This is a genomic window from Mucilaginibacter sp. 5C4, from assembly GCF_034345625.1.
In the GTDB taxonomy this organism is placed as follows: Bacteria; Bacteroidota; Bacteroidia; order Sphingobacteriales; family Sphingobacteriaceae; genus Mucilaginibacter; species Mucilaginibacter aurantiaciroseus.
In genome coordinates this window covers 3,636,481-3,662,195 of the sequence record NZ_CP133775.1, presented here as the reverse complement: position 1 = coordinate 3,662,195, position 25,715 = coordinate 3,636,481, and the positions used below count along the sequence as shown (strand labels likewise).

Sequence of the window (25,715 nt, the reverse complement as noted above, 5' to 3'; positions counted from 1 at the left end):
ATGGTATTAGCTATACCAGCTTTACAGTAAATTTCGTGCCAATATTTACAGCGCTGTCAATTTGGATACTTCCGCCCAATGCTTCCACCTGGTTACGGGTCATAAAAAGGCCTATGCCTTTAGAGTCGTTATTGTGGTGGAAGGTTTTATACATGCCAAACACCTGGTCGCCATAGCGTTGCATATCTATGCCAATGCCGTTATCTTCAAAAACCAGGTAAATTTCGTTACCAACCCTTTGGGTATGGATGTTTATAACCGGTGCGCGGTCGGCGTGTTTATACTTTATAGCGTTGGTGAGCAGGTTTTGGAAAATGCTCTCCAGGTATGCCGGAATATAATCAATTTGTGGGCAGTCAGAAAAATCGGTTTTTATCTTAGCATCCGAGTTTAAAATATTGGTATGCAGTGCCGATGCTACGTTATTAAATATGGTCTCAAAGCCAATAAGCTTGCGCTCCTTGCTAATTTCTGATTGTATACGTACTATTTCATCCAAATGCCCCATCGTGGCGCTCAGGCTCTCGCTAATGGTTTTTATGTGCGAGAAGATCTCCATGCGGTCGTCCTTAAGCTGGCTATCCTCAAAAAGGTTCACCATAAACTTAAGGTTACCCGCATGCGAACGCAGGTTATGCGATACGATGTATGCGAAGTTTTGCAGGCGCTTGTTCTGGTCGTCCAGTAAATTAATGGACGACTGCAGCGTTATGCCCTTCTTTTTAATGCTATCAATATCCTGGAAAACACCGCGCAAGGTTATACACTTGCCATGTGCATTCAATATCGGTACCCCTTTAGAACGTACCCATATCACGTTATTTTTAGCCGTGCGGAATTGCAGTTCAACATCGTAGGGCTTACAAAACTTAATGGCCTTATCTATAGAATCAGTTATTAGCGTAAGATACTGCGGTTCAAAAAAGCGGATAGCCTCTTCAACCGATAATTTGGGGTGATCATTCAGCTCGAAGATCTCGTACATCTCTTTCGAGAAAGACAGCACCATAGTGGCCGCATCAATTTCCCAGCTCCCCAGTTTGGCTATACGGCCTATCTCGGCGTTTTTAAAATCACTTTCGGCAACCCTAATCTCGCAAATTTTAAGCGAGTTTATATTAGTGATAACGCCGTAAATAACCGGACCATCGCTGGTATCGTGCTTTTGGGTGGTGCTTTCAAACCATAGGTAGCCACTTTGTTTGGTAAGCAGCCTTATTTGTACAACGGGCGAGCCGCCATGCCTTGGGTGATAGGTGGCTTTTAGGAATGCCTGCCTGTCGTGATAGTATAAAAGGTATTCAAAAAAGTAGTTGTACGAGCATTCGATCTCGCCCGGGGTATACCCCAGCGCAGCATAAAACCCCACCGACCATTTTGCTTGCCTGGTATCGGTGTTATACTCCCAAATGCCTAAGTTAATATGATCAATTATCCGCGCAATATGAGCTATGCTTTCGCCAGAAAACTTATGTTCTTCAGAACTCATTGTACACCTAATCTCTAATTTATTTTAATTACCACAGGGTATTATAAAATACATGCCAAACAGGCAAATATCCATCATTTACAACCGCGTGTTGTTACAAACTATTAAACAGCATAAATATTTTATACTACCTTATGCATAACAGGGTATTTACAAATCCTTTACAAGGTAAAAACGCTATTACGCTGAAAATTACACTATTAATATAACGTAAGTGTCTTATACGGTTAATTAGCCGCAGGGTTATGAAAATTTGGGCATGTAAAAATAGTATAATATTTACCGGAATAATATTAAAGTTTTAAGAAATAATATTGCTTTTTGGGGTACTATTTAGTGGGCTATTATGAGATATTTCGTCAGATATTGTATCTGTAGTTAAAATAAATCCTGCTATATTTATCTTTGCCAATTACAAACATTTATGAAAAACCAATTCCCGAGACTACTCGCAGTTTTATTACTGATAACTACAAGCGCATCCGCGCAAAAAGCGACGCCGGGCAAAATATGGCCGGTAATTAAAGCAAATACCTGGTACGCGCAGCATAAATGGATGAGCGGGTCCGATTTTATACCCAGCACTGCCATTAACCAACTGGAGATGTGGCAGGCCGATAGTTTCGACCCAACAACTATCGACCGTGAATTGGGCTACGCGCAAGGCATCGGTTTTAATACCATGCGCGTGTTCCTGTATAGCCTTGCCTGGAAACAGGATAAAGCAGGCTTTAAAAAACGCATCTACCAATACCTAACCATTGCCAACAAACACGGCATCAAAACCATGTTTGTGTTTTTTGACGATTGCTGGAATGGCGACGCCAAAATTGGCAAACAACCCGCACCAAAGGTTGGCATCCATAATTCGGGCTGGCTACAGGACCCGGGCAACCGCCTAAACAACACCGGCGAAACCGCCATGCTGCAAGCTTATGTAACCGATATATTAACTACCTTTAAACACGATAAACGCATTTTGTTGTGGGACCTTTACAATGAGCCCGGCAACTCCAATAAAAAAGAGGCATCGATAGGATTGCTTACCAAAGTATTTGCATGGGCCCGCGCCGTAAACCCGGACCAACCACTATCTGTGGGCCTTTGGGACTGGAGTTTTGAAAAACTAAACGCCTACCAGGCCTTAAACTCTGACATTGTTACCTACCACGATTACACCGACGAGGCATCGCACCTGAAAACTATTCAACTGCTAAAAAGCCACGGCAGGCCGTTGATATGTACCGAGTATATGGCCCGTACCCGCGGCAGCAAGTTTGCCAACGTAATGCCAATGCTTAAGAAAGAAAACGTAGGCGCGCTAAACTGGGGTTTTGTAATGGGTAAAACCAATACCATTTACGCGTGGGATAACCCTATACCTGATGGAAGCGAACCAAAAGAATGGTTTCATGATATTTTCCGCAAGGATGGCACGCCGTACAAGCCGGAGGAAGTGGAGCTTATTAAAAAGTTGAATGGGAAGTAAGAAATAACCTCTGCAGCCATGTTGCAGGTATTTTGATAGCTTTGCAGCCATGAAGGCCAGCCCCAAATTATTCGACTTTACGCAACGGGTTAACTATAAAACCGAGATCTTGGCAGGCCTTACCGTAGCCATGACCATGATGCCCGAATCATTGTCCTTTGCGATACTGGCCGGGTTTCCGCCTCTGGTGGGTTTGTATGCCGCCTTTATCATGGGGCTTGTTACCGCTGTATTTGGCGGCAGGCCTGGTTTAATTTCGGGCGGGGCAGGGGCTACAGTTGTAGTGCTAATTGCCCTCATGAAAACCAATGGCATCGAGTATGTTTTTGCTGCCGTAACTTTAGCGGGCGTCATTCAAATTGCTATTGGTTTATTTAAACTGGCAAAGCTGATTAGGCTGGTACCACAACCGGTTATGTACGGTTTTGTAAATGGTTTGGCTATCATCATATTTATGGCCCAGCTGCAACAGTTTAAAACTATGGTTAACGGGCACGAAACCTGGCTTAGCGGCACCCCTTTGTTAGTTATGGCGGGGTTAGTTGTGCTAACTATCGCCATTGTAGTTGTTTTACCTAAAATAACGAAGGCTGTGCCTGCATCGTTAGTAGCTATAATTGTTGTATTCGTATTGGTTCTTGGCTTTGGTATCCACACCAAAACAGTAAGCGATATTGCGTCTGTTAGTGGTGGTTTCCCGCCGTTTCATATCCCGGCTGTGCCCTTAAACCTGCATACGCTAAATATCGTTTTTCCTTATGCCATAATTATGGCCGCCGTGGGTTTAACCGAGGGTTTATTGACCCTTAACCTGGTTGATGAAATGACAGCAACAAAAGGAAATGGTAACCGCGAATGTATTGCACAAGGCAGTGCCAATATTTTAAACGGTTTCTTTTTTGGGATGGGCGGCTGCCCTATGATAGCGCAAACGTTGGTAAACCTTTCGGCCGGTGCAAGGGCACGGTTATCCGGGATAATAGCATCGCTTACCATCTTAATAATAATACTTTTTGGCGCGCCCGTTATTGGCCGCTTACCAATGGCAGCACTTACCGGCGTAATGATAATGGTGGCGTTCGGCACTTTTGAATGGATCAGTTTTAGGATCTTTAATAAAATGCCAAAGCAGGATGTTTTTGTAGGCATACTGGTTGCTATTATAACCGTACTGCTGCATAACCTTGCGCTGGCCGTGCTTATAGGTGTTATAATATCTGCACTGGTGTTTGCCTGGGAGAGTGCCAAACGCATCCGTGCCCGTAAATATATTGATGACAACGGTGCTAAACATTACGAAATTTATGGCCCGTTATTTTTTGGATCGGTAACAGCTTTTACCGAAAAATTTGATGTGGCGAATGATCCTGATGAGGTTATCATCGACTTTAGAGACAGCCGCGTGGCAGATATGTCGGGCATAGAAGCCCTCAACAAACTAACAGAACGTTACCATAAAGCAGGTAAAAAACTTCACTTAAAGCATTTAAGTACCGATTGCATCGCTTTGCTAAAAAATGCCGCAGATGTAATAGATGTGAACATTATAGAAGACCCCAACTATCGCGTAGCAACAGAAAAAGGGTAGCAATTAAACTTTAAATGCCGGTGCAAAGTGGCTTTTGCGTTAGGGGTAGGAGCCGATACCGGCCTTGAGCACAATGCCTGCAGGCGTATGATATGTTGGCTAACGGACCAGGCCGCAGGTAACGCCATGGTTAGTGGTTAGTTATTGGAGAATAGGGGATTAGTTAAAGAAAGAAAAATCCCCTAAATCAATAAGATCCGCTCAATCCGGGTCATTTTTTTCTACCTGTATTACAATCAATTAAATCAGGGATTTGTAATAAAATATAACGTCTATAGGGATTATAGAATTAATATCTATTTTTGTGATCTAATCGTTCTTTAAATATACTTATCCAGAAAGACAGAGGGGAAGGCCCTATGATGTCTTAGCAACCTGTACGGCCCTTGTGGCTTGTGTAAGGTGCTAATTCCTGCTTCGCGGTTTAGCGAAGACAGATAAGCTGACTTAATAGAAATTGAATGCCACATGGCATTTCTCTTATCGCCTTTTTACAAGGCTCTCTTAAACGCTTTTCCCAACGGATAATTATTGAAACTATTTTGCAAAACTTAGCTTTATTGATATATGCCCCACCCAAACCCTCTTGGTTTGCAGAGGGCTTAATAACAAAGGCTATATTAACATAAAAAACCAACAACATGAGTTTACGACTTGGCGACGACGCCCCAAACTTTAAAGCACAAACATCACAAGGCGAGATTGATTTTTACGAATACCTGGGCGATAGCTGGGGTGTGCTATTTTCGCATCCGGCCGATTATACCCCGGTGTGTACCACTGAACTTGGCAAAACCGCATCCCTCAAAGATGAGTTTGAGAAACGCAATGTAAAGGTAATTGCCTTGAGTACCGATAGTGCAGAATCTCACAAGGGCTGGATCAGCGATATTAACGAAACGCAAAACGTGGAAGTTACCTTCCCGATCATTGGCGATGAGAGCCGCGAGATCTCGCAGGCTTATGATATGATACACCCGAATGCTTCATTGGTGGCTACCATCCGTTCGTTGTTTATTATAGGGCCGGATAAAAAGATCAAATTGATCATCAGCTACCCGGCATCAACAGGCAGGAACTTCCAGGAAATTTTGAGGGTGATAGACAGCCTGCAATTGACAGCTTACTACAGCGTGGCAACCCCTGCCGACTGGAAAGACGGCGAAGACGTTGTAGTATTGCCATCTATCAAAACAGAAGATATACCGGCAAAATTCCCTAAAGGGTTTACCGAGGTGAAGCCTTATTTGAGGATGACACCACAGCCCAACAAATAGGGTTTAAATGATATAAAGTCGCGTGGCCGAGAGGATAGGTGTGGGTCTGCAAAACCTTTAACGGTAGTTCGAATCTACCCGCGACGTCTAAACTGACTGACTAATAATGACTGGGCGGTGGGCTGAGGAGCCCATCGCCTTTTTTTGTTTTTTACTTACCCGGTAATCGCTACGCTTCCCCACCCTCTCTCCGCAAGCGGAAAGAGGGTCAAAAACAAAATATTACCCACCCTCTTTGCGCAGCAGAGAGGGTGGGGCACGGAGTGCCGCGGGGTGAGTAAAATAGCAAACGGGCTTATTTAATAACAATCCCACCCTTCACTTGTATATTTAAATATGAGTAACCCAACCCACGCCTGGCCCAAACTCGATTTCCATTACCTGAAAGATACCATTAACACCGTACATATGTGGACGCAGATGATTGGTAAGGTGCGTCTCAAAAAAATGCCCTGGATCAATCACTCCTGGCAGGTAACACTTTATGTTGGCGCTACAGGTTTAACAACCGGCAGCATCCCGTATAGTGGCGGTGTTTTCCAGATAGATCTTGATTTTATAAACCATCAGATACATATAACTACCAGTAACGGGCAAAAGATCTCGTCAGCCTTATGTGCCGAAACTATTGCTGCTTTTTATCACCAACTGATGAACAACCTTAAAGCTGCAGGAGTAGAGGTGGATATTTACGCCGTACCAAATGAACTTGAAGTAGCTATCCCGTTTGCAGAAAACACCGTGCCATGCACCTACCATCCCGAAGTGATGAACACCATTTGGCAGGCGCTTATCAAAATCCATAATGTATTTACCGATTTCCGGTCGGGCTTTTTGGGCAAGTGCAGCCCTGTACATTTCTTTTGGGGCGCGTTCGATCTGGCGGTTACCCGCTTTAGCGGCAGGCCTGCACCCAAACATCCCGGCGGCGCACCAAACATGCCCGATGATGTGATGCAGGAAGCCTACTCGCACGAGGTTAGCTCATGCGGTTTCTGGTTGGGTGGTGAACAGTTCCCGCACCCTGCATTTTATAGTTACTGCTATCCAACGCCCGAGGAGTTCAGTAAGCAGCAGGTTAGCCCGCCCGAAGCATTTTACAGCGGCGAAATGGGCGAGTTTTTACTGACCTATGAAGTAATACAACAATCAGAACATCCCGAAGAAACCCTTCGTCAGTTTTTGCAAAGCACCTATGATGCCGCGGCAATCACCGGCGATTGGGATAAGAGTTTAGAATGTGATTTGCAGGGGTTGAAGGAGTAGAAAGCCTCTCCCCGGCCCTCTTCTTCGTAGAAAGAGGTAAAAAGATGTCTAAAAAAAGCGCCTGAAGGCCGTTTTTTTGTGGTGTGTTCACGGAAATCCCAAATATTAAAAAATTTATGATCTGATAATGAGTGGTTTGTGAAGGTGTTGCTGTGTTTACACCGTGAACGTGAACACGCGGTACAAATCAAAACGAGAAGCTATTCTCCCTCTCCTTTGGAGAAATCCGGGGTGAGGCCTTTTGCACACACCACGTGGTCATACATCTCAATCCCTGCACATTGGTGGTCTTTATCGGCTCAAAAAGCTCGCCGCCTAACTCAGAGGTATATTCTAATAATATCTGTTCGTTAACCAAAAAACGTTCGGAGCCATCAGGCAGGGCAAAGCAACTATTGCCCAAAGCGACCACCTTATCCTCTATCCCGATATCAGACGCCAGCCTTGCAAACAGATAACCACCAGGTTTTAGCACCCGCCACATCGAGCGCAGCATGGCATCGAAATGGTTGCTATCTGTTGCAAAATGCAATACCGCGCTGCTGATCACCAGGTCAAACTCATTATCCTTAAATGGCAGCTTTTCGGCAGGCGTAACTTTGAAGTTTTTGGCTGATAGTTTTGGTGCAAGTTCTTTAACCAATTCCTTAACATGCGCAACTGCGTCGGGGTTTGGGTCGATGCCGTGAACTTCGAAGCCGTTTTGCAGGAAATAAATTAAGTTACGGCCGCCGCCACAACCTGCATCAAGTACTTTTTTACAATCATCAAACCGGCCTTTTAAAAGCTGATCGAACAGGTAAATATCAATATTGCCGAGTTGTTGCTGGAGGGTATTTGCCATGATGTTAATTTTCTAAGTCGCAGTCTACTCACCCCGATATCGCTTCGCTTCGAGGCCGGGGAGAGGCTAATGTAACAATATTGCAAGCCCTTTAACAATCAATTCTTTTGACGCGCACATTATCACATAATATTTATATTATTGTGTATCGCTAACACACCTGCGATGGTATTATCTCACAACCTAAGTACCATACTAAATTGCCTAAAATTAAAACCATACTGTTACTGCTGTGCTGCTGCATGCTTAGTGGTTACGTATCTGCCCAAAAAAAGAACGCCGGTTATCAATACCACATCCGCCGGGTGGCGTCACCCATAAAAATTGATGGTTTGCTTGACGAGGCCGATTGGCTCAGCGCCGACACCGCTGGTAAATTTTTTATGGTTTTACCTATGGATACCAGCTTTGCCAAATTACGTACCGTAGTACGCATGGCTTACGATAACGATAACTTTTACATTTCGGCAGAGTGTTATATGCCCACACCGGGGTACATGGTAGAGTCGCTGAAGCGCGATTTTAACTTTCAGAAGAACGACAACTTTATCTTTTTTATGGACCCGTTTGATGCCCGTACCGATGGCTTTAGCTTTGGCTCCAACGCGGCCGGTGCCCAATGGGATGGCACCATGTACGAAGGCGGCAAGGTAGACCTCAGCTGGGATAACAAATGGTACTCGGCAGTTAAAAACTACGATAATAAATGGGTGTTCGAGGCGGCTATCCCGTTCAAAAGCATCCGCTATAAAAAGGGTATTAAAGAATGGGGGATCAATTTTAGTCGTAACGACTTAAAGACCACCGAAAAATCAAGCTGGGCGCCTGTACCAAGGCAGTTCCCAACGGCATCGCTGGCCTATACGGGTACTATTATTTGGGACGAAGCACCGCCTGTAGCCACCCGCAATATTTCCATTATCCCATACGCATTGGGTGGTATCACTAAAGATTTTGAAAATAAAAAAGATGCTGTTTACCACAAAGAGATAGGTGGCGATGTTAAGATAGGCCTTACCTCGTCCTTAAACCTCGACCTGACCGTTAACCCCGATTTTTCCCAAGTGGAAGTGGACCAGCAGGTGATCAACCTGAACCGTTACGAGTTGTTCTTCCCCGAGAAACGCCAGTTCTTTTTAGAGAACGGCGACCTGTTTGCCAATTTTGGTTATGCTGATATCCGCCCGTTCTTTTCGCGCAGGGTAGGGCTGAATGCACCCATCAGGGCAGGGGCAAGGCTTACTGGTAAAATAGATAAGGACTGGCGCATCGGCGTAATGGATATCCAAACGGGACAATCGGGTTCTGCTAATTTACCGGGGCAAAACTTTGGGATCGTAACACTGCAAAGGCGGGTTTTCGCGCGCTCCAACATCGGGTTTATGTTTGTGAACAAGGATGGTACGGGCAGCGCACCAATGGCTGGCAGTACAGCCAATGCCTATAATAGAAACGTGGGTGCCGAGTTTAACCTAGCATCATCAAACAACCTGTTAACAGGTAAGTTGCTTGGCCTAAAATCATTTACACCCGGCGTTAGCGGCAGCGATTTTGTGGCCGCAGCCAACCTGCAATACCTAAGTAAATATTGGACGTTTGCCATGCAGCAGCAGTACGTAGGCAAAAACTACAATGCCGAAGTGGGCTATGTGCCGCGTGTGGGTTACAATAAACTAAACCCATTAATCCAACATAACTTTTTCCCAAAAAGCGGAGCCATACTCTCGCACGGCGTGCAAGCCAGCGGAATTTACTTTTTTGACGAAGGTTTTAAATCGACAGATAACGAAACGATCCTGAGTTATCTTATCACCTTCCGTAACCGCAGCACACTGACGGTATCAGGACTGGATGATTATGTAAAATTACTGCGCCCTTTCGACCCTACAAACACCGGCAAACCAATGCTGGCAACTGGTTTTACCAACCACTGGAACACTATAGATGTGCAATATGCCTCCAAACCACAAAGCGTGTTTACCTACCTGTTTGAAGCTGCCCGCGGCGGGTATTACGATAACGGAACAAAAACCACGCTGATAGGCCAGGTGGGCTACCGCTTCCAGCCTTATGTAAATTTGGTGTTGAATACCTCGTATAACGATTTGCATTTGCCCGCGCCATACGGCCATAATAAATTCTGGCTCATTGGTCCGCGTGCTGATGTTACTTTTACCAACACCTTGTACTTTACCACCTTTGTGCAGTATAACGAGCAGGCTAAGAACATGAACATTAACAGCCGCTTCCAATGGCGCTATAAACCTGCATCAGATCTGTTCATTGTTTATGGCGATAACTCTATCCCCTCGCCGTTCACTGTCAAAAACCGCCAGTTAACTATCAAGTGGACGTATTGGTGGAATATATAGGGGAGATGTGTAGGTGCTTCCTTTCAGCGCGTCATTACGAAGCAATCGCACATAGGCAAGTGTGATATGCAGGGTGGACAATGTCCTAAAGAGATTGCTTCGTACCTGCAATGACGCATTTTAAAAGCAGGGCATTAACACACTAATGTTAATTTTAAATAAACGCAGGGTGTTGCATTGGCAATATTATTACTTTTGCAACATCAGAAACGCCTTATACCTTCTCTTATGGTGTAACGGTAGCACTTCTGATTCTGGTTCAGACAATTGAGGTTCGAATCCTTGTGAGAGAACACTAATTTTTATATATCTCTTTATACCAGTCTGTTATGGACTGGTATTTTTTTGGTGTAATCAGGTGTTTATTTGGTGGTATATTTATTCAAAGCCATCCGCCAGTTAAAGTAATTCTCATCCTTAGCCGCTTCGTGGATAACCTTTAGATAATCATCATCAAAAAAAGCAGCAAGCGAGAATATATAGATGCCATTCTTAGGTTCAAATAGGGTACCCGGCGCATATCCCTTTTCACCGTTCTCCGCACGTTTTTTATCGAAAGGTACTTTACTGTTTACAAATTCTGGATGCGTTTTTTCGCCGGTCATGTAGGGCGTCATGTAATCCACGCATTTTTTCAGGGTCGATTCGTTGACGGTTTGCCAGGTGAAATAGTTTTTGCCCGTTGCCCGGTAAATGGCTATGCAGGCCGATAGCAGCGGCTCAATATCGTAGGTCTGGTAATGAAAAGCGTCGCGCTCCATCAAATCATGCGTGGTACCGTCGGGGTTTAGGTTAATGTTGAGTTGCTGCTCTAATGCCCGGGTTATGGCGCTTTGGTAGCTGCTATCATGCAGCGTATAAGCGATCAGCGTGAACATCTTTATCCGGTGCGAATTCCAGTTGTTGATGGCTGTGCCCTTATTGCCTTTAGCCGTGCCGCTGTACAGTTGGGCATCGGCCATACTCTTCATCCACGCGTCGATTAATGTTCGGTCAGCAGGCTCTATATCATTCCTGATGAGGTCGTAAGCGGTAACCATATCCTCCAGTTTGGTTTCGTTGATAGGGTCTTGGGTAGCTTTGTTGGTTTTGGCCCAGTCTTTTAAAAAATCAGCCGCTTTATTTAGATATTCTTTTTTGTTGGAGTATTTGTAAACTAGCGCCAGCGCGTAGGTTTTATCGGCATCTTCCAATGATTTAAGACTTGCAGTCTTCTTCGTATCGCCCGCCAAAAGGCCTTGCGACAGAATAGTTTCTATCGGGTTAGGCGTTTCATTTAGCGCCTTATCCGCTGTCTTTTGGATAGGTTCAAATGCTTTTTTATATTGATTGTTTGCGTTGATTGCTTTGCGCATCAGCGCTATTTCATTTTTATCAAGGCTTACAATTTGGCCCTTTACAGAAAGTACTAAAACAGTCAGGATCAAAAAACAAATGAACTTTTTCATGTGGATGTTACAGGTTTAACGAACGTTTGATCCCCAGTTCCAATCCGCGCAGTTCTGCTAAGCCACGCAGGCGGCCAATGGCAGAGTAGCCGGGGTTGGTTTTCTTATCCAGGTCATCCAGCATCTTATGCCCATGATCGGGGCGGAATGGCATATCAATATCTTTGCGACCTTTAGCTATCCTCTTTTGCTGCTCTTCTAACAACGCCTTCATTACCGCATACATATCTACATCACCGTTGAGGTGGTCGGCTTCGTAAAAGTTGCCATCCGCATCGCGTTTGGTGCCGCGCAGATGGATAAAATGGATACGGTCGCCAAGGCGCTGCACCATGTCGGGCAGGTTGTTACTTTCAATAACACCGAAAGAACCTGTGCAAAAAGTAAGGCCATTATTAAGGCTATCCACCGCGTTATAAACATCAAGTATATCTTGCTCATTACTCACCACGCGTGGTAAACCTAAAATAGTATAAGGTGGGTCATCGGGGTGGATGCACATCAGCACACCCGCTTCTTCTGCGGCGGGGATAACCTGTTGCAGGAAATAGGCGAGGTTAGCCTTTAGTGTCGCGGAATCTATATCGCTATAACTGGCCAGCATTTGCAGGAATTGATCTGTGGTGTAACCTTCTTCTGATCCCGGCAAACCGGCAATGATATTTTTTACCAGCTGCTTTTGCGCGGGTTCGCTCAGGCCATTGTAATAGGTTTTTGCTTTTGTTTTGATGTCTTCAGTATAATCCCTTTCAGCACCGGGGCGGTTCAAAATATACAGATCGAACGCGGCAAAGGCGGCGGTATCAAACCTCAGAGCGGTAGAGCCATCCGGCATCGGGTAATCCAGGTCGGTGCGTGTCCAGTCCAGTATCGGCATAAAATTATAACAAACGATATTTAATCCACATTGGCCGATATTAAGCAGGCTTTGGCAATAGTTAGCCATATACTGCTCATAATTACCGTTGCGTTTTTTAATATCCTCGTGCACAGGCACACTCTCGATCACCGACCATCTCAGGCCCGCATCCTCAATCAATTGCTTTCTTTTCAGGATCTCATCCACCGGCCAAACTTCTCCGTTGGGGATATGGTGCAGGGCGGTAACAATGCCCGTGGCGCCCGCCTGTTTGGCATCAGCTAAACTAACCGGGTCATTTGGGCCGTACCAGCGCCATGTTTGTTCTAAACTCATTTTGGTGGATTTTCGTCGGCCTAATTTACAAAGTATATTGTTCGCTGTTGTTGCCTAAAAAATACCGGCGGGCGGGACTAAAGCCGTCCACCAGCATGCCGTCTTCCAAACAAACGCAGCCATGCACGGTAAAGGGCGGCACATAATAACCGTCGCCCTTGCGGATGATCTTTACCGTTTCGCCAATTGTCATCTCAAAAGCGCCGCTTTCTACATAGCTCACCTGCGAGTGGGCGTGGCTGTGCAGGGTGCCGCATGCACCCTTGGCGAATTTTACTTTCACCAGCATCAGCTTATCATCGTAACCCAAAACCTGCCGTTGCACGCCCTCGGCAACGGTTTGCCATTCGGTAGTTTCCTCAAACTGGAACAAGTTGCCTTGTATCATATCCTAATTCTTTAATCGGCCAGATATATTGAGAACAGGCTTTTTCTCCGCCAACCGTTTCTGGCGAAGTAAGGCTTCCAAATAGTAATAATCTGCATATATTATCGGCACATCTATCTCGCTGTTGGCCGGTTTGTGGCCGGTGCTGTGCAGTAGTAAAAAACCGCGCGCGCTATCCGTTTGTGCCTGGTATTTGGTGGCCAAACTGTTTAAAATTTTATCGGCAGTGTTTTTATAAACCCTGGCGTTTTTGCTGAACGTACTCAACTCATATAATGCCGATGCAGCAATAGCCGCGGCAGATGCATCGCGGGGTTGGTTACCCAGTTTGGCGGCATCGAAATCCCAGTAAGGCACAAGGTCGGCAGGCATTTGCGGGTTGCTAAAAATGTACTTGGCGATCTTTTCGGCCTGTTGCAGGTAAATTTTGTTTTTGGTTTCGCGGTAGCACATGGTGTAGCCGTAAAGCCCCCAGGCCTGCCCGCGTGCCCATGCCGAACTATCTGCAAAGCCTTGCGCCGTTTGCTTGTTCAAAACCTGCCCTGTTGCAGGATCGTAATTGATAACGTGGTAAGAGCTGTTATCTGCACGGAAATGATTTTTCAACGTAGTGTTGGCATGTATTACAGCCACTTTATAAAAGCTGGAGTCGCCGCTTAGTTTGGTAGCCTCGAACAGTAATTCCAAATTCATCATATTATCTATGATCACCGGGAACTGCCATTGCTTTTGATGGTCCCATGATTTGATGCAGCCGATGGTTGGGTTAAAGCGGGTAATGAGTGAATTGGCCGCCTGTATAATATCATCCTTGTATCTCTGCTCGTTTGTTAAGCGGTAAGCATTCCCCACGCTATTATATACCATAAAGCCCAGATCATGGGTGCCGATGTTACTTTTTTCCTGTTCCATCACGGTAGTAAAAGGCTCGGATTGTTCCTTCCAAAATTTATCGCCCGTGTACTCATACAAAAACCAAAGATTACCCGCGAAAAAACCGCTGCACCAATCTTTTGGTGATACAATGGTTAACTTGCCGTTCTCTACCGTGCGTGGCGATAGCAAGTTTGGCTTTGCAGCAGTTTTCTTAGTTTCCGCGGTTTGTTTTAGCAATAATTTGGTTTGATGCTCCGCAAACAGGATAGCCTTAGCCGTATTGTTTTGTGCGGATGCGCTGATCGTTGCTGCGCTTAAGGCTATAATGGGGAACAGGTGTTTTATATTCATCTTAATTGGCCACTTTAATTTTGATAACTAATTTTTTAACCACATCATACCCGTCCACTTTAATGTTGGGGCGATGCACATCCTGGGGGAAGAACAGGTAGAAAGTGCCTGGTTCAGCAGTATACGAGGTACCCTCAGCGGTATAGTTAGCCGCATCTTTAGCCTCGTTGTAAGGATTGGTTACGATTGCTTTGCTAATATCTATAACATCAATCCGCTCCTTACCTTTGATCACATATTGCAAGTCGATGTATTTCTTGTGCGATTCCCAGCCCGCCTTGTCCAGTTCTTTGGATGGTGTTTCGGTAATACTGGTATAGGCATTATCGCCGTCAATAGGGTGTTTGCCGGTGCTTAGGGTATCCAAATTGGTCTGTTTCAGAAACAGGAACACCTTATCCCAAACAGCTTTATTATTATAGTATTGTTTGTAAAACTCGGCGGCATTTACCGATGGGGCTACTTCCATCTTTAGCCCATCTTTCCATTTACTGCTTTTAAGCCAGTTTTCGGCTGTTTTTTGGCTTACGCTGCCGTCTGTTTTGGTTTGTGCGATCGAGGTGTTTTCCATCGTGATAAAAGTAATAGCAACTATCAGCAGCCGCAATAATGATTTGTTTTTCATTTGGTGTACTAATTGGTTTTGTGCGGATAGCGGGCCGTTCCGGGGCGAAACGTGGGCTATCACACGTCAATATTACAAGGAAATCCGCTTAAAAAGATGACGTCGGGTTACTATTTCTACGCAAACGTTATCGTTACAAGGCCGGGAAAATTTCTTCGATAACGTTATCGTAGAAATAACGCGCCAATTACTTTTGATTGCTGCCGCATAATTGTACACTTGCCTGCAATTATAATTAAACCTAACATTCCTTTGTTTTGAGAGTAATACACAGCGTTCATCCCGACGACTTTAAAAGTTATAAGACTGAGCAGATACGCGACCGCTTTTTAATAGATAACCTTTTGCAGCCCAACCAGGTAAACTGCGTTTACACCCATTACGACCGCATTATTGCCGGCGTGGCGCACCCTGTAAACCAACCCCTAAAGCTGGAAACTTATGATAACCTCAAAGCAGAATACTTTTTAGAACGGCGCGAAATAGGTATCATTAACGTGGCTGGCGAAGGAACAGTCACTGTCGATGGGCAAGTTTACCATCTCCAAAAAATGGATTGTTTATACATTGGCAAGGGTACAAAAGAGGTAATTTTTGCGCCCGAAAATCACCAAAATCCGCCTGTTTTTTACCTTTTATCGGCACCTGCACACACAAATTATCCTACCGCATTAATGACGTTAGAACAGGCCGAAAAAGTGCATGCCGGGGCTGATGAAACCGCTAATAAACGCACCATCAATAAATATATCCACACCGCGGGCATCCAAAGTTGCCAGCTGGTAATGGGGCTTACCATTTTGCACCATGGCAGCATATGGAACACCATGCCACCCCACGTGCACGACCGCCGGATGGAGGCCTACTTTTACTTTGACATCCCCGCGGGGCAAAGGGTTTTTCATTTAATGGGGGAAGAAACGCAAACAAGACATATCTTAGTAGATAACTATAGCGTACTGATATCGCCGCCATGGAGTATGCACTCCGGCGCGGGCACCAGCAACTATAGTTTTATATGGGGTATGGGCGGCGAAAACCTGGACTATACCGATATGGACGCTATAAAAATTGAAGACATCAGGTAACAGACCATGGAAAATAATTTCTCTTTAAAGGGTAAGGTAATAGTAGTAACCGGCGGTACCGGCATACTGGGCAACTCGTTCATCAACGGTATTGTTGAGGCGGGCGGCGCGGTAGGCATTTTGGGCCGCAATAAAGAGGTTGCCGAAGAACGTGCCAATGCAATTAACAAAAACGGCGGACAAGCCATTGCCTTAGTCGCCGATGTTTTGAACGAGCAGGACCTGCAAGCCGCCAAACAAACTTTGCTTGATAAATTTGGGCGATTGGACGGCCTGGTGAACGGTGCTGGCGGCAATATGCCCGAAGGCGTTTTACAACCCGATGAGGATATCTTCAAAATGAATATTGATGGCATGAAACGCACGCTCGACCTAAACCTTTGGGGAACGCTTTTACCTACACAGGTTTTTGGCGAGGCCATTGCCAAAACGGGTAAGGGCAGTATCGTGAATATCTCGTCCATGAACTCTAAACGGGCTATAACAAAAGTGCTGGGATACAATATGGGTAAGGCCGCGGTTGATTGCTATAACCAATGGTTCGCGGTGGAGCTGGCTAACCGTTATGGTGATACTATCCGCATGAATGCCCTGGCGCCCGGCTTTTTCCTTACCGAGCAAAACCGCAACCTGTTAACCACGCCCGATGGTGGTTTTACAGAAAGAGGTGAAAAAGTTATTAAACAAACGCCATTTAAACGTTTTGGTAACCCGGATGAATTGATAGGCGCGCTGGTTTGGCTGCTGAGCGATGCCTCGGCATTTGTTACCGGGTCTATGATATGTGTTGATGGTGGGTTCTCGATATTTGGCGGCGTATAATGGACATAGCTAATTCAAATAACGGTATGGTTTTAACCTTTGGCGAACTGCTGCTCAGGATCTGCCCCGATGCGGATGGCGATTGGCTGAAAACAAACCAGTTGCCAGTTCATGTCGGCGGTGCCGAACTAAACGTTGCCACAGCGCTTGCTTTATGGGGCATCGATACAAAATATTTTACGGCGTTGCCTGATAACGGGCTTGCAAGTACGTTGGTTAATTACATGGCTAACCGGGGTATTGATACCTCGGCCATTTTTAAAGGCGGCAGCCGCCTTGGCCTGTTTTACCTGACCAAAGGTGCAGATATGAAACATGATGCCGTGATCTATGACCGGGCAGGCTCGGCTTTTGCGGAGTTAAGTCCCGGTATCATCGACTGGAATAAAGTGTTGCAGGGCGTAAGCTGGCTTCACTTTAGCGCTATTTGCCCGGCGCTAAGCCAGCAAACCGCCGATTTTTGCGAGGAGGTTTTAAAAGCTGCATCGCAACGCAATATTACAATATCTATCGACCTGAATTACCGAGCCAAACTTTGGCAATACGGCAAGCTTCCGCAAGAAATTATGCCGAAACTGGTAAAGTATTGCAACCTCATCATGGGTAACGTTTGGGCAGCCGAAAGCCTGTTAGGGATAGCGGTTGATGCGAATATCCATAGCATCGGTATAAAAGAAAACTATTTGAAAGAAGCAGCGAATGTTTCCGAAAAAATCATGGCACAATACCCAAAATGCAGGGCAGTTGCCAATACCTTTAGGTTCAATCATCAGCAGGGGATAAAATATTACACTACCCTTTACCAGGACGTCGAGTTTCATAACAGCGCCGAATATGTTGCCGAGCAGGTAATAGACAAAGTAGGCAGCGGCGATTGCTTTATGGCCGGGCTAATCTATGGTTATTGCAAACAAATGCAGCCGCAAGATACGCTTGATTTTGCCACAGCCGCGGCTTTCGAAAAACTATCTATACCCGGCGATGCTACAAAAAGCACCGTGGCGCAAATAACCAAAGCCATTAAACATGACAGATAAAAAAGCCATACAGGATAGCATTATTAAGCAAGGCATATTGCCGTTGTTTTATAACGACAGCCCGGAGGTAAGCATCGTTATCACCCAAAAACTGTATGAGGCAGGCATCCGTGTTATCGAATATACCAACCGTGGCGGGGCTGCTATCGCGAATTTTAAGGCACTAAAAAAGTTGGACCTGCCGGGTTTGCTGCTTGGTATCGGTACCATAAAATCGGCACAAGAGGCCGAAACTTTTGAGGAGGCCGGGGCCGATTTCCTGATTTCGCCTTTGGTGAACCACAAAGTGGCCGCCGTAGCTAAACAGCATAACCTGCTTTGGATCCCCGGTTGTATGACACCGAGCGAAATGTACGAGGCGCAGGAACTTGGGGCAACGCTTGTAAAACTGTTCCCCGCCAATGTGCTGGGGCCGGGATTTGTATCGGCGGTAAAAGACTTGTTCCCGGGGCTTTTGATGATGCCAACGGGTGGGGTGGAGATGAACCAGGAGAACATTAGCAGCTGGTTTAAGGCCGGCGTATCAGCTGTTGGGATGGGCAGCAAGCTGATCACGAAAGATGTTATCGACAATGAAGCATATGACCAATTATATACCGAAACCCTGCGGGCGCTGCAAATGGTAGCATCGGCAAGATAAAATATAAACCAATTATGAGCGATACCAAAAGAACCAACTACCGATGGGTGGTAGTTGCACTGCTGTTTTTTGCCACCACCATTAACTACCTCGACAGGCAGGTGATCGGCTTCCTGAAACCAACGCTGGAGAAAGAATTTAGCTGGACAGAGACCGATTACAGCCACATTGTTATGGCGTTTTCGGCCGCGTACGCCCTTGGTTTGCTCGCTTTTGGTGGCATTATCGATAAAATAGGCACTAAACTGGGCTATACCATATCGCTTGTGGTTTGGAGTTTGGCTGCTATGCTGCACGCCATCGTAAAATCTACCCTGGGTTTTGGTGCGGTAAGGGCGGCTTTAGGTTTAGGCGAAGCGGGTAATTTCCCGGCGGCTATAAAAGTTGTGGCGGAGTGGTTCCCAAAAAAGGAACGGGCATTGGCTACGGGTATCTTTAACTCTGGCGCCAACATTGGTGCTGTATTGGCCCCGGCCATGGTGCCATGGATCCTCGGTATTTATGGCTGGCAGATGGCTTTTATTATAACGGGTGCAATAGGTTTTGTATGGCTGTTTTTTTGGGTGATACTTTACGAGATCCCGTCAAGGCATAAAAAAATAAACGAGGCCGAGTTTGAGCATATCCATAGTGATATAGAAGAGCCGGTAACGGAGAATGTCCCCGAAGAAAAAATAAAATGGGGCAGGCTATTCGGCATCAGGCAAACCTGGGTGTTTTTAGTAGGCAAATTCCTTACCGACCCGATGTGGTATTTTTTCCTTTTCTGGCTGCCGTCATATTTTTCAAGCACGTTCAACCTTGATCTTAAAAAGCCATCATTGCCCCTGATCTTGATTTACACCGCTACCACTATTGGCAGCATAGGCGGCGGCTATTTATCGTCGTGGTTTATAAAAAGGGGCATGCCCATATTTAAGGCACGCAAAACTGCGATGTTCATTTTCGCGGTTTGCGTGGTGCCGATATTCGCGGCGAGGTATGCAACCAATATCTGGCAGGCGGTAGGTTTAATTAGTCTGGCAGCCGCGGCTCACCAGGCCTGGAGCGCCAATATCTTTACAACCGCGTCAGATATGTTCCCTAAACGGGCCGTAAGTTCGGTAGTAGGTATTGGGGGGATGGCAGGTTCAATTGGGGGTATAGCTTTTCCGTTCTTCATCGGTTGGATCCTGGATTCGGCCAAGGCATCGGGGAATATTACAGGCGGGTACAACATCTTATTCATTATTTGCGCCTGCGCCTATTTGCTGGCGTGGCTTATTATGCATTTGTTATCTCCTAAACCCCGAATTGTAAAATTGTAGTGGCCTAATTTAGGCAAACAGGTAAAGATTTTCTATATTGGTACAATGTTAAGCCGGTGCAGTGATGTTTGCTTAACGTGCAACCCAATATGAATTTCAGTTCAATTACAATAAAGGATATTGCTGCGGCGCTAAACCTCTCGGTCTCTACGGTTTCAAAGGCTTTGCGGGATAGTTACGAGATAAGCGAGAATACCAAAAAAGTTGTAAACGAATACGCCAAAGAGCATAATTACCGCCCAAACCCAATGGCCCAAAGCTTAAAGCAGGGGCACAGCAAATCAATAGGTATTGTAGTTTCTACCATCGAAAATCAGTTTTTTTCACAGGTGATCAACGGCATCGAGTCGGTTGCTTACGAGGCGGGCTTCAACGTCATCATCACCCAAACGCACGAATCGTTTGATATTGAGGTGAAAAACGTTGGGCAGCTTACACACCATTCTATTGATGGTTTGCTGATCTCGCTATCTACAGAAACCCACGATTTTGAACACCTGAAAACCCTGCACCAACAGGGCCTGCCCATCGTATTTTTTGACAGGATTACGGATGAGATAGATACCCACAAAGTAATTACAGATAACTTTAAAGGCGGTTACGATGCCACCCGCCACCTGCTGGATTCGGGGTATAAACGGATAGCGCATATCACCAGTCCGCCGAATATTTCCATCACCAAAGAACGCTTCGCGGGATACAAAAAAGCGTTGGAAGAAGCCGGTATTGCTGTAGATGAAAGCATTATAAAATACTGCCCGCATGGCGGCCGCGATATTGGAGAGATAGAAAATGCTTTAGCCGAACTGCTTGCAGTTGACGATAAACCCGATGCCATCTTCACCACATCCGATAGGATAACCACCACAACACTGTTTTTGATGAATAAACTGAAGATCAAAATTCCGCAGGAAATTGCCCTGATAGGCTACACCAATACCAACCTTGCCGATGTGCTTAACCCTTCACTTAGCTCGGTTTACCAGCCCGGTTTCGAGATGGGCCAAAAGGCTACCCAAAAGCTTTTAGAACTTATTTTGGCCAAACGCCCCGTGTACGAATTTGAAACTATTGTGTTGCCAACCCAACTGGTAACACGCGACTCGACCGCTCCCAAAAAGCAATAATTCTTTGCCAGATAAAATTCCCACCTTAGTGTTTTTAATTGTTTGTATGACAGCGCCTGCCTAAACAGGGTTTATAAGCGTCAAAAATTACGTAACTGCCACGTAGCGAAAACGATGTAGTAAATAAATATGCCTAAACAATACCAACGTTAAGCTAACAAAGGTATTTTTGGTTAGTGCAGTTATACATATACCAATTATAAACGCTGTATACATATTATCAATTTTTTTACGGAAATGAAACGCAAGCTGTTTGTTGTAATACTCTTCGTGTATTCAATTGTTACCATTAAGGTAATGGGGCAAACGGTTGCGCTCGATTATTATTTTAACCGGGAAACGCGTACCAATAAAGCAGGGCAGCCCGAGCGATTTCATTATTTATGGGAAGATACGGCCAATACGGGTTTCTCTAAATGGGGCGAGATCTTTAAATCGCAGGGTGCAATTTTAAGCACATTGGAGGTTACGCCAACTATTGCAAACCTCAAAGGAACAGCTGTTTATATCATTGTTGACCCGGATAGCAAAAAGGAAAATCCATTACCTAATTATATCACCAAAGCCGATGCCGATAACATTGCCCAGTGGGTAAAAGCAGGCGGCAAGCTGGTGCTGATGGCCAACGACAGCGCCAATGTGGAGCTGCCGCATTTCAATATCCTGGCAGAAAAATTTGGCTTGCATTTTAATAACGACATGCAAAACCATGTGATAGACGATGCCCATTTTGAGGACGGCGCGACTTTGATCCGCCACAATTTCGTCTTTAAAACGGCCAGGAAAGTTTTCATGAAAGACGTTTGCAGCATAGCATTAACCGGCAGCGCAAAACCGATCTTAAAATCAGCGATCGGCTCAACAATAGCCGCCATTGTACGGTACGGCAAGGGAACAATTTTTGCCGTTGGCGACCCTTGGCTGTATAACGAATATGTAAACGGACGCCTGCCTGCGGGCTTCGACAACGATAAGGCCGCTATAGACCTTACCACATTCCTTTTATCTCACAAACAATCAAACCAATAAGCCAGTGTTAACTAAACCCCAGAAACCAATGACCAATAAAAAACCCGAAAGCCAGTGATATAGATCACCGCTGATGCCATACCCCGACAACCTCTAAAAAAATCAGGTAACATCTTATCGGAAGCAAAAATTTGCGGTGCAATACCCGCTGGGGAACCCTTTTGCCAATTTTTTTGAAAACTTAATTCTTAGCATATAAATATGAAGAATAGACCTCTACAAAAAACGCTAAAAAAGTGCGCCGTTTTCACCACCATATCGTTATTCGCGTTGGTTGGGAACACTTACGCGCACAGCCCCGGCCAGAAGGAGCAGGCCGGTAAAGCAGTTATTAAAAACAACCGGCCAGCAACCCAGGCTAAAATTACCGGTACCGTTACCGATGAAAAGAACCTGCCCTTACCCGGTGTAAGCGTACGCATAAAAGGTACCACCATTGGCATCACTACCGATGTGAACGGCAAATTTACAATTGAAGCAAATGAAGGTGCTGTATTGGTGTACACATTTATTGGATACAACCCCAAAGAAGTAACCGTTGGTGCCGCTACCGAATATAACGTGCAGCTACTGCCAAACTCGCGAGATTTAAACGAGGTGGTGGTTATTGGTTACGGCACACGTGCTGTAAAAGATGTAACCGGCGCTATCACCAGCGTTAAGGCCGATAAATTTGAGAATGACAACCCAGCCAGCGTTACCGATGTATTGCGTGGCGCGGTGCCGGGTATTTCGGTAGGGCTAAACACCTCTGCCAAAGGTGGTGGCGCGGGCGATCTGCAAATAAGGGGTAAAGCCAGTCTGTCCGGTAACGTATCGCCGTTGATCGTTTTGGATGGGGTGATCTTTTTCGGTGACCTTGCCGATGTTAACCCAAATGATATTGATAGGGTAGATGTGCTGCGCGACCCAAGTGCTTTGGCCGTTTACGGCGCGCAGTCTGCCGGTGGCGTAGTTGCCATCACCACTAAAAAAGGTAAAACAGGTGCCCCGGTGGTTAGCCTAAACGCCAATACAGGCATTGCCCAGTTGCTGCAAAACCAGAAATTTTACCAGGGTGAGGACTTCCTGCACTGGCGTTCTGATGTGCAGCGTAGCGCTAACTCAACCAAACCAGCCTATTTTTACAGCGACCCAAGAAACCTGCCGTCGGGCGTAACGCTCGACCAATTTCTCTCAGGCGCTACCGGCGACCCGGTTGATGTTTACCTGCAGCGCCTTGGTTTGTTCCCTAACGAGATAACCAATTACAAAGCCGGTAAGGTTACCGATTGGTCAAAGCTGATCTTTAGGGATGGCATCCGCCAGGATTATACCGCGAGTTTATCCGGCAAAAGCGATAAGGTTAGCTACTACTTTTCGGGCAACTTCACCAAAAACCAAAACCTGATCCAGGGCGGCGATTACAACAATACCCGTTTCCGTGTGAACCTGGAGGGCAAGGCCGCCAGCTTTTTAACCGTGGGTGTTAATGCCCAATACGCGGTGCGCGATGAAAGCCACTCGAGCAACCCGTTCAACGTTGCCGGTTACGACCTTAATGAGGCCGATTGGGGGCAGATCATCCAATCATCGCCTTACGGGGACGTTTACAAACCCGATGGCAATTTAACCCGGATAGCGACGGACGATAGCGGCTTAAACCAGCGTAACCCATTCCTGGGTAGCCGTTACAATAGCAATTTGTACACCCAAAATGTATTGTTCACCACCCTGTTTACCAAGGTCGATCTTCCTTTCGGGTTTAAATACACGCTGAACTTCTCGCCGCAATTCGAGTCGTACAAAAACTTCTTCTTCAGGCCGGGGGCAAACCCTAACGAGATCCCGGTGAATGGGCTTACGGGTACTGCCTACCGCTCGATGGAGCAGCGCTACCGTTACAATCTGGATAACATCTTAACCTGGAACAAAACATTCGGCGTCCATACCTTTGATGCGACATTCCTGTTGAATAAAGAGAAATACCAAACCTGGTACACCCGTGCCAACAACTCGCAGTTTAGCCCGAGCGATGTTTTAGGCTACCACAACATTGGCGGCGGTACATTACCTGTAGAAAGTAGCGACGACCGTGTGTACAATGCCGACGCGATAATGGGGCGGATCAACTACAACCTGTTAGGCAAGTATAACTTTACGTTTACAGCCCGCCGGGATGGTTTCTCGCCGTTCGGTTTAAAAAGGCCACGCCAAAACTACCAGGATGCGGCAGTAGCATGGACATTCAGCGAGGAGAAATTCTTTAAAACTGATCTCTTTAAATGGTTAAACTATGGTAAACTACGCTTTGGTTACGGTACTAATGGTAACCGTTTAGCCAGCGGCACTGCAGATCCAAGCCTTGCCCTTGCTGTTATCAGCGGTGCCAAATACCCAACCGTTGGCCCGGATGGAACGCTGTTGAACAACAACAGTATCTTCATCACCTCTTTACAAAACAACGACCTTACCTGGGAGCGCACCACCGGCCCTAACTTAGGGTTAGATTTTGCCTTTTTGAACAACCGCATCAATGGGTCGATAGATGTTTACAACCGTAAAACAACCGGGCTGATCGTAAAACGCGAGTTGCTGCAATTACAGGGCTTTGCCACCTCAAACCTGTACACCAACATTGGCGAGGTTAACAATAAAGGTATAGAGGTATTGATAGAGGGTAAGATCATCCAAAGCAGGAATTTTAACTGGAGCGCTACGGGTACCTTTTACCTTAACCGTAACAAGATCAATCACCTTTATGGCGAATACCAAACAAAAGACGCTGCCGGCAATACTATTACCAAAGAAAATGACGACCGCGGTAACGGCTGGTTTGTAGGCCATGATATTGATGCCGTTTGGGATTACAAGATCCAGGGTGTATGGCAAACCCCGGAGGTAGACGAAGCCAAAAAATACGGTGCCGTACCGGGCGATTTTAAGTTGCAGGACATGAACGGCGACTTAAAATTCACCAATGATGATAAGGTTTTCCTGGGTTCGACAGCACCGAAATTCAACTGGTCGTTACGTAACGATTTTAACTTTTTTAAGCATTTTGATTTTTCGTTCATGCTGGTATCAAGCATCGGTCAGTTAAAACAGTTTAACCAGGCTACCAACAACGCGGGCGGTGTAGGTTATGGCCGTATGAACTCGTATGTGATGCCATATTGGACGCCGGATAACCCCATTAATGACTACGCCCGCTTAAACTCAGGCTCATCGGGTACAACCATCAACGTGTGGCGCAAAGCATCATTTGTGAGGCTGCAAACGGTATCGCTGGGTTACACATTCGCCCCGGCTTTGATCAAACGCGTAGGCATGAGCAGCACAAAGATCTTTGTAAACGCTACCAACGCCGCCGTAATATCCGACTGGCCATTGTGGGACCCACAAAACAGCGGCCCAACCCCAAGATTTTTGGCCGCAGGTGTTAACGTCACTTTTTAAAGTATAAAGGAAAATCAGA

20 protein-coding genes, 1 tRNA gene and 1 riboswitch are annotated in these 25,715 nt (G+C 45.8%); of the genes, 14 read left to right on the top strand and 7 right to left on the bottom strand.

What is annotated here, in order from left to right:
* Positions 1-10 precede the first annotated feature (10 nt).
* On the bottom strand, positions 11-1,489 hold the full coding sequence (locus RHM67_RS17190) for an ATP-binding protein (protein ID WP_322228254.1): 1,479 nt from the start codon (positions 1,487-1,489) through the stop codon (positions 11-13).
* 424 nt (positions 1,490-1,913) lie between these two features.
* Here RHM67_RS17190 and RHM67_RS17185 point away from each other — a divergent pair, with 424 nt between their 5' ends.
* The 5 genes from RHM67_RS17185 to RHM67_RS17165 all read left to right on the top strand — a co-directional run bounded on the left by RHM67_RS17185 (position 1,914) and on the right by RHM67_RS17165 (position 7,109).
* Entirely contained in the window at positions 1,914-2,978 is a 1,065-nt protein-coding gene (locus RHM67_RS17185) for a cellulase family glycosylhydrolase (RefSeq protein ID WP_322228253.1), read from the top strand.
* A 49-nt stretch (positions 2,979-3,027) separates the two neighbouring features.
* A complete protein-coding gene (locus RHM67_RS17180) occupies positions 3,028-4,566 on the top strand; it encodes a SulP family inorganic anion transporter (protein WP_322228252.1) in 1,539 nt (512 codons plus the stop codon).
* 327 nt (positions 4,567-4,893) lie between these two features.
* Positions 4,894-5,010, top strand: a riboswitch (SAM riboswitch).
* Positions 5,011-5,207: 197 nt separating this feature from the next.
* Entirely contained in the window at positions 5,208-5,843 is a 636-nt protein-coding gene (locus tag RHM67_RS17175) for a peroxiredoxin (RefSeq protein ID WP_322228251.1), read from the top strand.
* A 16-nt stretch (positions 5,844-5,859) separates the two neighbouring features.
* Positions 5,860-5,930 (top strand) — tRNA-Cys (locus tag RHM67_RS17170).
* A gap of 249 nt (positions 5,931-6,179) precedes the next feature.
* Complete coding sequence (locus tag RHM67_RS17165; protein ID WP_322228249.1) at positions 6,180-7,109, top strand: DUF5996 family protein; 930 nt, start codon at positions 6,180-6,182, stop codon at positions 7,107-7,109.
* A gap of 187 nt (positions 7,110-7,296) precedes the next feature.
* Here the strand turns inward: RHM67_RS17165 and RHM67_RS17160 are convergent, their stop codons facing one another.
* Complete coding sequence (locus tag RHM67_RS17160; RefSeq protein WP_322228248.1) at positions 7,297-7,953, bottom strand: class I SAM-dependent methyltransferase; 657 nt, start codon at positions 7,951-7,953, stop codon at positions 7,297-7,299.
* A 200-nt stretch (positions 7,954-8,153) separates the two neighbouring features.
* Here RHM67_RS17160 and RHM67_RS17155 point away from each other — a divergent pair, with 200 nt between their 5' ends.
* On the top strand, positions 8,154-10,325 hold the full coding sequence (locus RHM67_RS17155; protein WP_322228246.1) for a carbohydrate binding family 9 domain-containing protein: 2,172 nt from the start codon (positions 8,154-8,156) through the stop codon (positions 10,323-10,325).
* Between the two features lie 362 nt (positions 10,326-10,687).
* Here the strand turns inward: RHM67_RS17155 and RHM67_RS17150 are convergent, their stop codons facing one another.
* From RHM67_RS17150 to RHM67_RS17130, 5 genes are read right to left on the bottom strand one after another with little or no spacing between them, the layout of a single operon-like run.
* Positions 10,688-11,773: an alginate lyase family protein gene (locus RHM67_RS17150; RefSeq protein WP_322228245.1), complete on the bottom strand. Its 1,086-nt coding sequence runs from the start codon at positions 11,771-11,773 to the stop codon at positions 10,688-10,690.
* Between the two features lie 7 nt (positions 11,774-11,780).
* Positions 11,781-12,968, bottom strand: coding sequence for a mannonate dehydratase (uxuA, locus tag RHM67_RS17145; RefSeq protein WP_322228244.1), 1,188 nt, complete (start codon positions 12,966-12,968; stop codon positions 11,781-11,783).
* A gap of 25 nt (positions 12,969-12,993) precedes the next feature.
* A complete protein-coding gene (locus tag RHM67_RS17140) occupies positions 12,994-13,356 on the bottom strand; it encodes a cupin domain-containing protein (protein WP_322228242.1) in 363 nt (120 codons plus the stop codon).
* 3 nt (positions 13,357-13,359) lie between these two features.
* Positions 13,360-14,583 carry a glycoside hydrolase family 88 protein gene (locus RHM67_RS17135; protein ID WP_322228239.1) on the bottom strand — a complete coding sequence of 408 codons (1,224 nt, stop codon included), beginning with the start codon at positions 14,581-14,583 and terminating at the stop codon, positions 13,360-13,362.
* Between the two features lies 1 nt (position 14,584).
* Positions 14,585-15,208, bottom strand: coding sequence for a YhcH/YjgK/YiaL family protein (locus RHM67_RS17130; RefSeq protein WP_322228238.1), 624 nt, complete (start codon positions 15,206-15,208; stop codon positions 14,585-14,587).
* A gap of 257 nt (positions 15,209-15,465) precedes the next feature.
* On the opposite strand from RHM67_RS17130, the gene kduI reads away from it, so the two are divergent.
* The 8 genes from kduI (at position 15,466) to RHM67_RS17090 (ending at position 25,696) form a co-directional block, all read left to right on the top strand.
* Positions 15,466-16,296, top strand: coding sequence for a 5-dehydro-4-deoxy-D-glucuronate isomerase (kduI, locus tag RHM67_RS17125; RefSeq protein WP_322228237.1), 831 nt, complete (start codon positions 15,466-15,468; stop codon positions 16,294-16,296).
* Positions 16,297-16,302: 6 nt separating this feature from the next.
* A complete protein-coding gene (locus RHM67_RS17120) occupies positions 16,303-17,118 on the top strand; it encodes an SDR family oxidoreductase (protein WP_322228234.1) in 816 nt (271 codons plus the stop codon).
* Positions 17,118-18,155 carry a sugar kinase gene (locus RHM67_RS17115; protein ID WP_322228233.1) on the top strand — a complete coding sequence of 346 codons (1,038 nt, stop codon included), beginning with the start codon at positions 17,118-17,120 and terminating at the stop codon, positions 18,153-18,155. Before RHM67_RS17120 ends, RHM67_RS17115 begins: the two co-directional genes overlap by 1 nt.
* Positions 18,145-18,795: a bifunctional 4-hydroxy-2-oxoglutarate aldolase/2-dehydro-3-deoxy-phosphogluconate aldolase gene (locus tag RHM67_RS17110; RefSeq protein ID WP_322228231.1), complete on the top strand. Its 651-nt coding sequence runs from the start codon at positions 18,145-18,147 to the stop codon at positions 18,793-18,795. The genes RHM67_RS17115 and RHM67_RS17110 overlap by 11 nt, the downstream gene beginning before the upstream one ends.
* Before the next feature lie 14 nt (positions 18,796-18,809).
* Positions 18,810-20,102: an MFS transporter gene (locus RHM67_RS17105; RefSeq protein WP_322228229.1), complete on the top strand. Its 1,293-nt coding sequence runs from the start codon at positions 18,810-18,812 to the stop codon at positions 20,100-20,102.
* A gap of 89 nt (positions 20,103-20,191) precedes the next feature.
* The gene (locus RHM67_RS17100; RefSeq protein ID WP_322228228.1) at positions 20,192-21,229 is read left to right on the top strand and encodes a LacI family DNA-binding transcriptional regulator; all 1,038 of its coding nucleotides are present in this window, start codon (positions 20,192-20,194) and stop codon (positions 21,227-21,229) included.
* 237 nt (positions 21,230-21,466) lie between these two features.
* Positions 21,467-22,258: a DUF4350 domain-containing protein gene (locus tag RHM67_RS17095; RefSeq protein ID WP_322228227.1), complete on the top strand. Its 792-nt coding sequence runs from the start codon at positions 21,467-21,469 to the stop codon at positions 22,256-22,258.
* Between the two features lie 201 nt (positions 22,259-22,459).
* Positions 22,460-25,696 carry a SusC/RagA family TonB-linked outer membrane protein gene (locus RHM67_RS17090; RefSeq protein ID WP_322228226.1) on the top strand — a complete coding sequence of 1,079 codons (3,237 nt, stop codon included), beginning with the start codon at positions 22,460-22,462 and terminating at the stop codon, positions 25,694-25,696.
* Positions 25,697-25,715 lie beyond the last annotated feature (19 nt).

Bases quoted from the DNA above. Each gene is read 5' to 3' on its own strand.
- RHM67_RS17160 (WP_322228248.1), bottom strand. From the start codon at position 7,953: ATGGCAAATACCCTCCAGCAACAACTCGGCAATATTGATATTTACCTG.
- RHM67_RS17090 (WP_322228226.1), top strand. From the start codon at position 22,460: ATGAAGAATAGACCTCTACAAAAAACGCTAAAAAAGTGCGCCGTTTTC.
- RHM67_RS17135 (WP_322228239.1), bottom strand. From the start codon at position 14,583: ATGAATATAAAACACCTGTTCCCCATTATAGCCTTAAGCGCAGCAACG.
- RHM67_RS17120 (WP_322228234.1), top strand. From the start codon at position 16,303: ATGGAAAATAATTTCTCTTTAAAGGGTAAGGTAATAGTAGTAACCGGC.
- RHM67_RS17095 (WP_322228227.1), top strand. From the start codon at position 21,467: ATGAAACGCAAGCTGTTTGTTGTAATACTCTTCGTGTATTCAATTGTT.
- RHM67_RS17185 (WP_322228253.1), top strand. From the start codon at position 1,914: ATGAAAAACCAATTCCCGAGACTACTCGCAGTTTTATTACTGATAACT.
- RHM67_RS17180 (WP_322228252.1), top strand. From the start codon at position 3,028: ATGAAGGCCAGCCCCAAATTATTCGACTTTACGCAACGGGTTAACTAT.
- RHM67_RS17110 (WP_322228231.1), top strand. From the start codon at position 18,145: ATGACAGATAAAAAAGCCATACAGGATAGCATTATTAAGCAAGGCATA.
- RHM67_RS17105 (WP_322228229.1), top strand. From the start codon at position 18,810: ATGAGCGATACCAAAAGAACCAACTACCGATGGGTGGTAGTTGCACTG.
- RHM67_RS17150 (WP_322228245.1), bottom strand. From the start codon at position 11,773: ATGAAAAAGTTCATTTGTTTTTTGATCCTGACTGTTTTAGTACTTTCT.
- RHM67_RS17130 (WP_322228238.1), bottom strand. From the start codon at position 15,208: ATGAAAAACAAATCATTATTGCGGCTGCTGATAGTTGCTATTACTTTT.
- RHM67_RS17190 (WP_322228254.1), bottom strand. From the start codon at position 1,489: ATGAGTTCTGAAGAACATAAGTTTTCTGGCGAAAGCATAGCTCATATT.
- RHM67_RS17100 (WP_322228228.1), top strand. From the start codon at position 20,192: ATGAATTTCAGTTCAATTACAATAAAGGATATTGCTGCGGCGCTAAAC.
- RHM67_RS17175 (WP_322228251.1), top strand. From the start codon at position 5,208: ATGAGTTTACGACTTGGCGACGACGCCCCAAACTTTAAAGCACAAACA.
- RHM67_RS17165 (WP_322228249.1), top strand. From the start codon at position 6,180: ATGAGTAACCCAACCCACGCCTGGCCCAAACTCGATTTCCATTACCTG.
- RHM67_RS17115 (WP_322228233.1), top strand. From the start codon at position 17,118: ATGGACATAGCTAATTCAAATAACGGTATGGTTTTAACCTTTGGCGAA.
- RHM67_RS17140 (WP_322228242.1), bottom strand. From the start codon at position 13,356: ATGATACAAGGCAACTTGTTCCAGTTTGAGGAAACTACCGAATGGCAA.
- uxuA (WP_322228244.1), bottom strand. From the start codon at position 12,968: ATGAGTTTAGAACAAACATGGCGCTGGTACGGCCCAAATGACCCGGTT.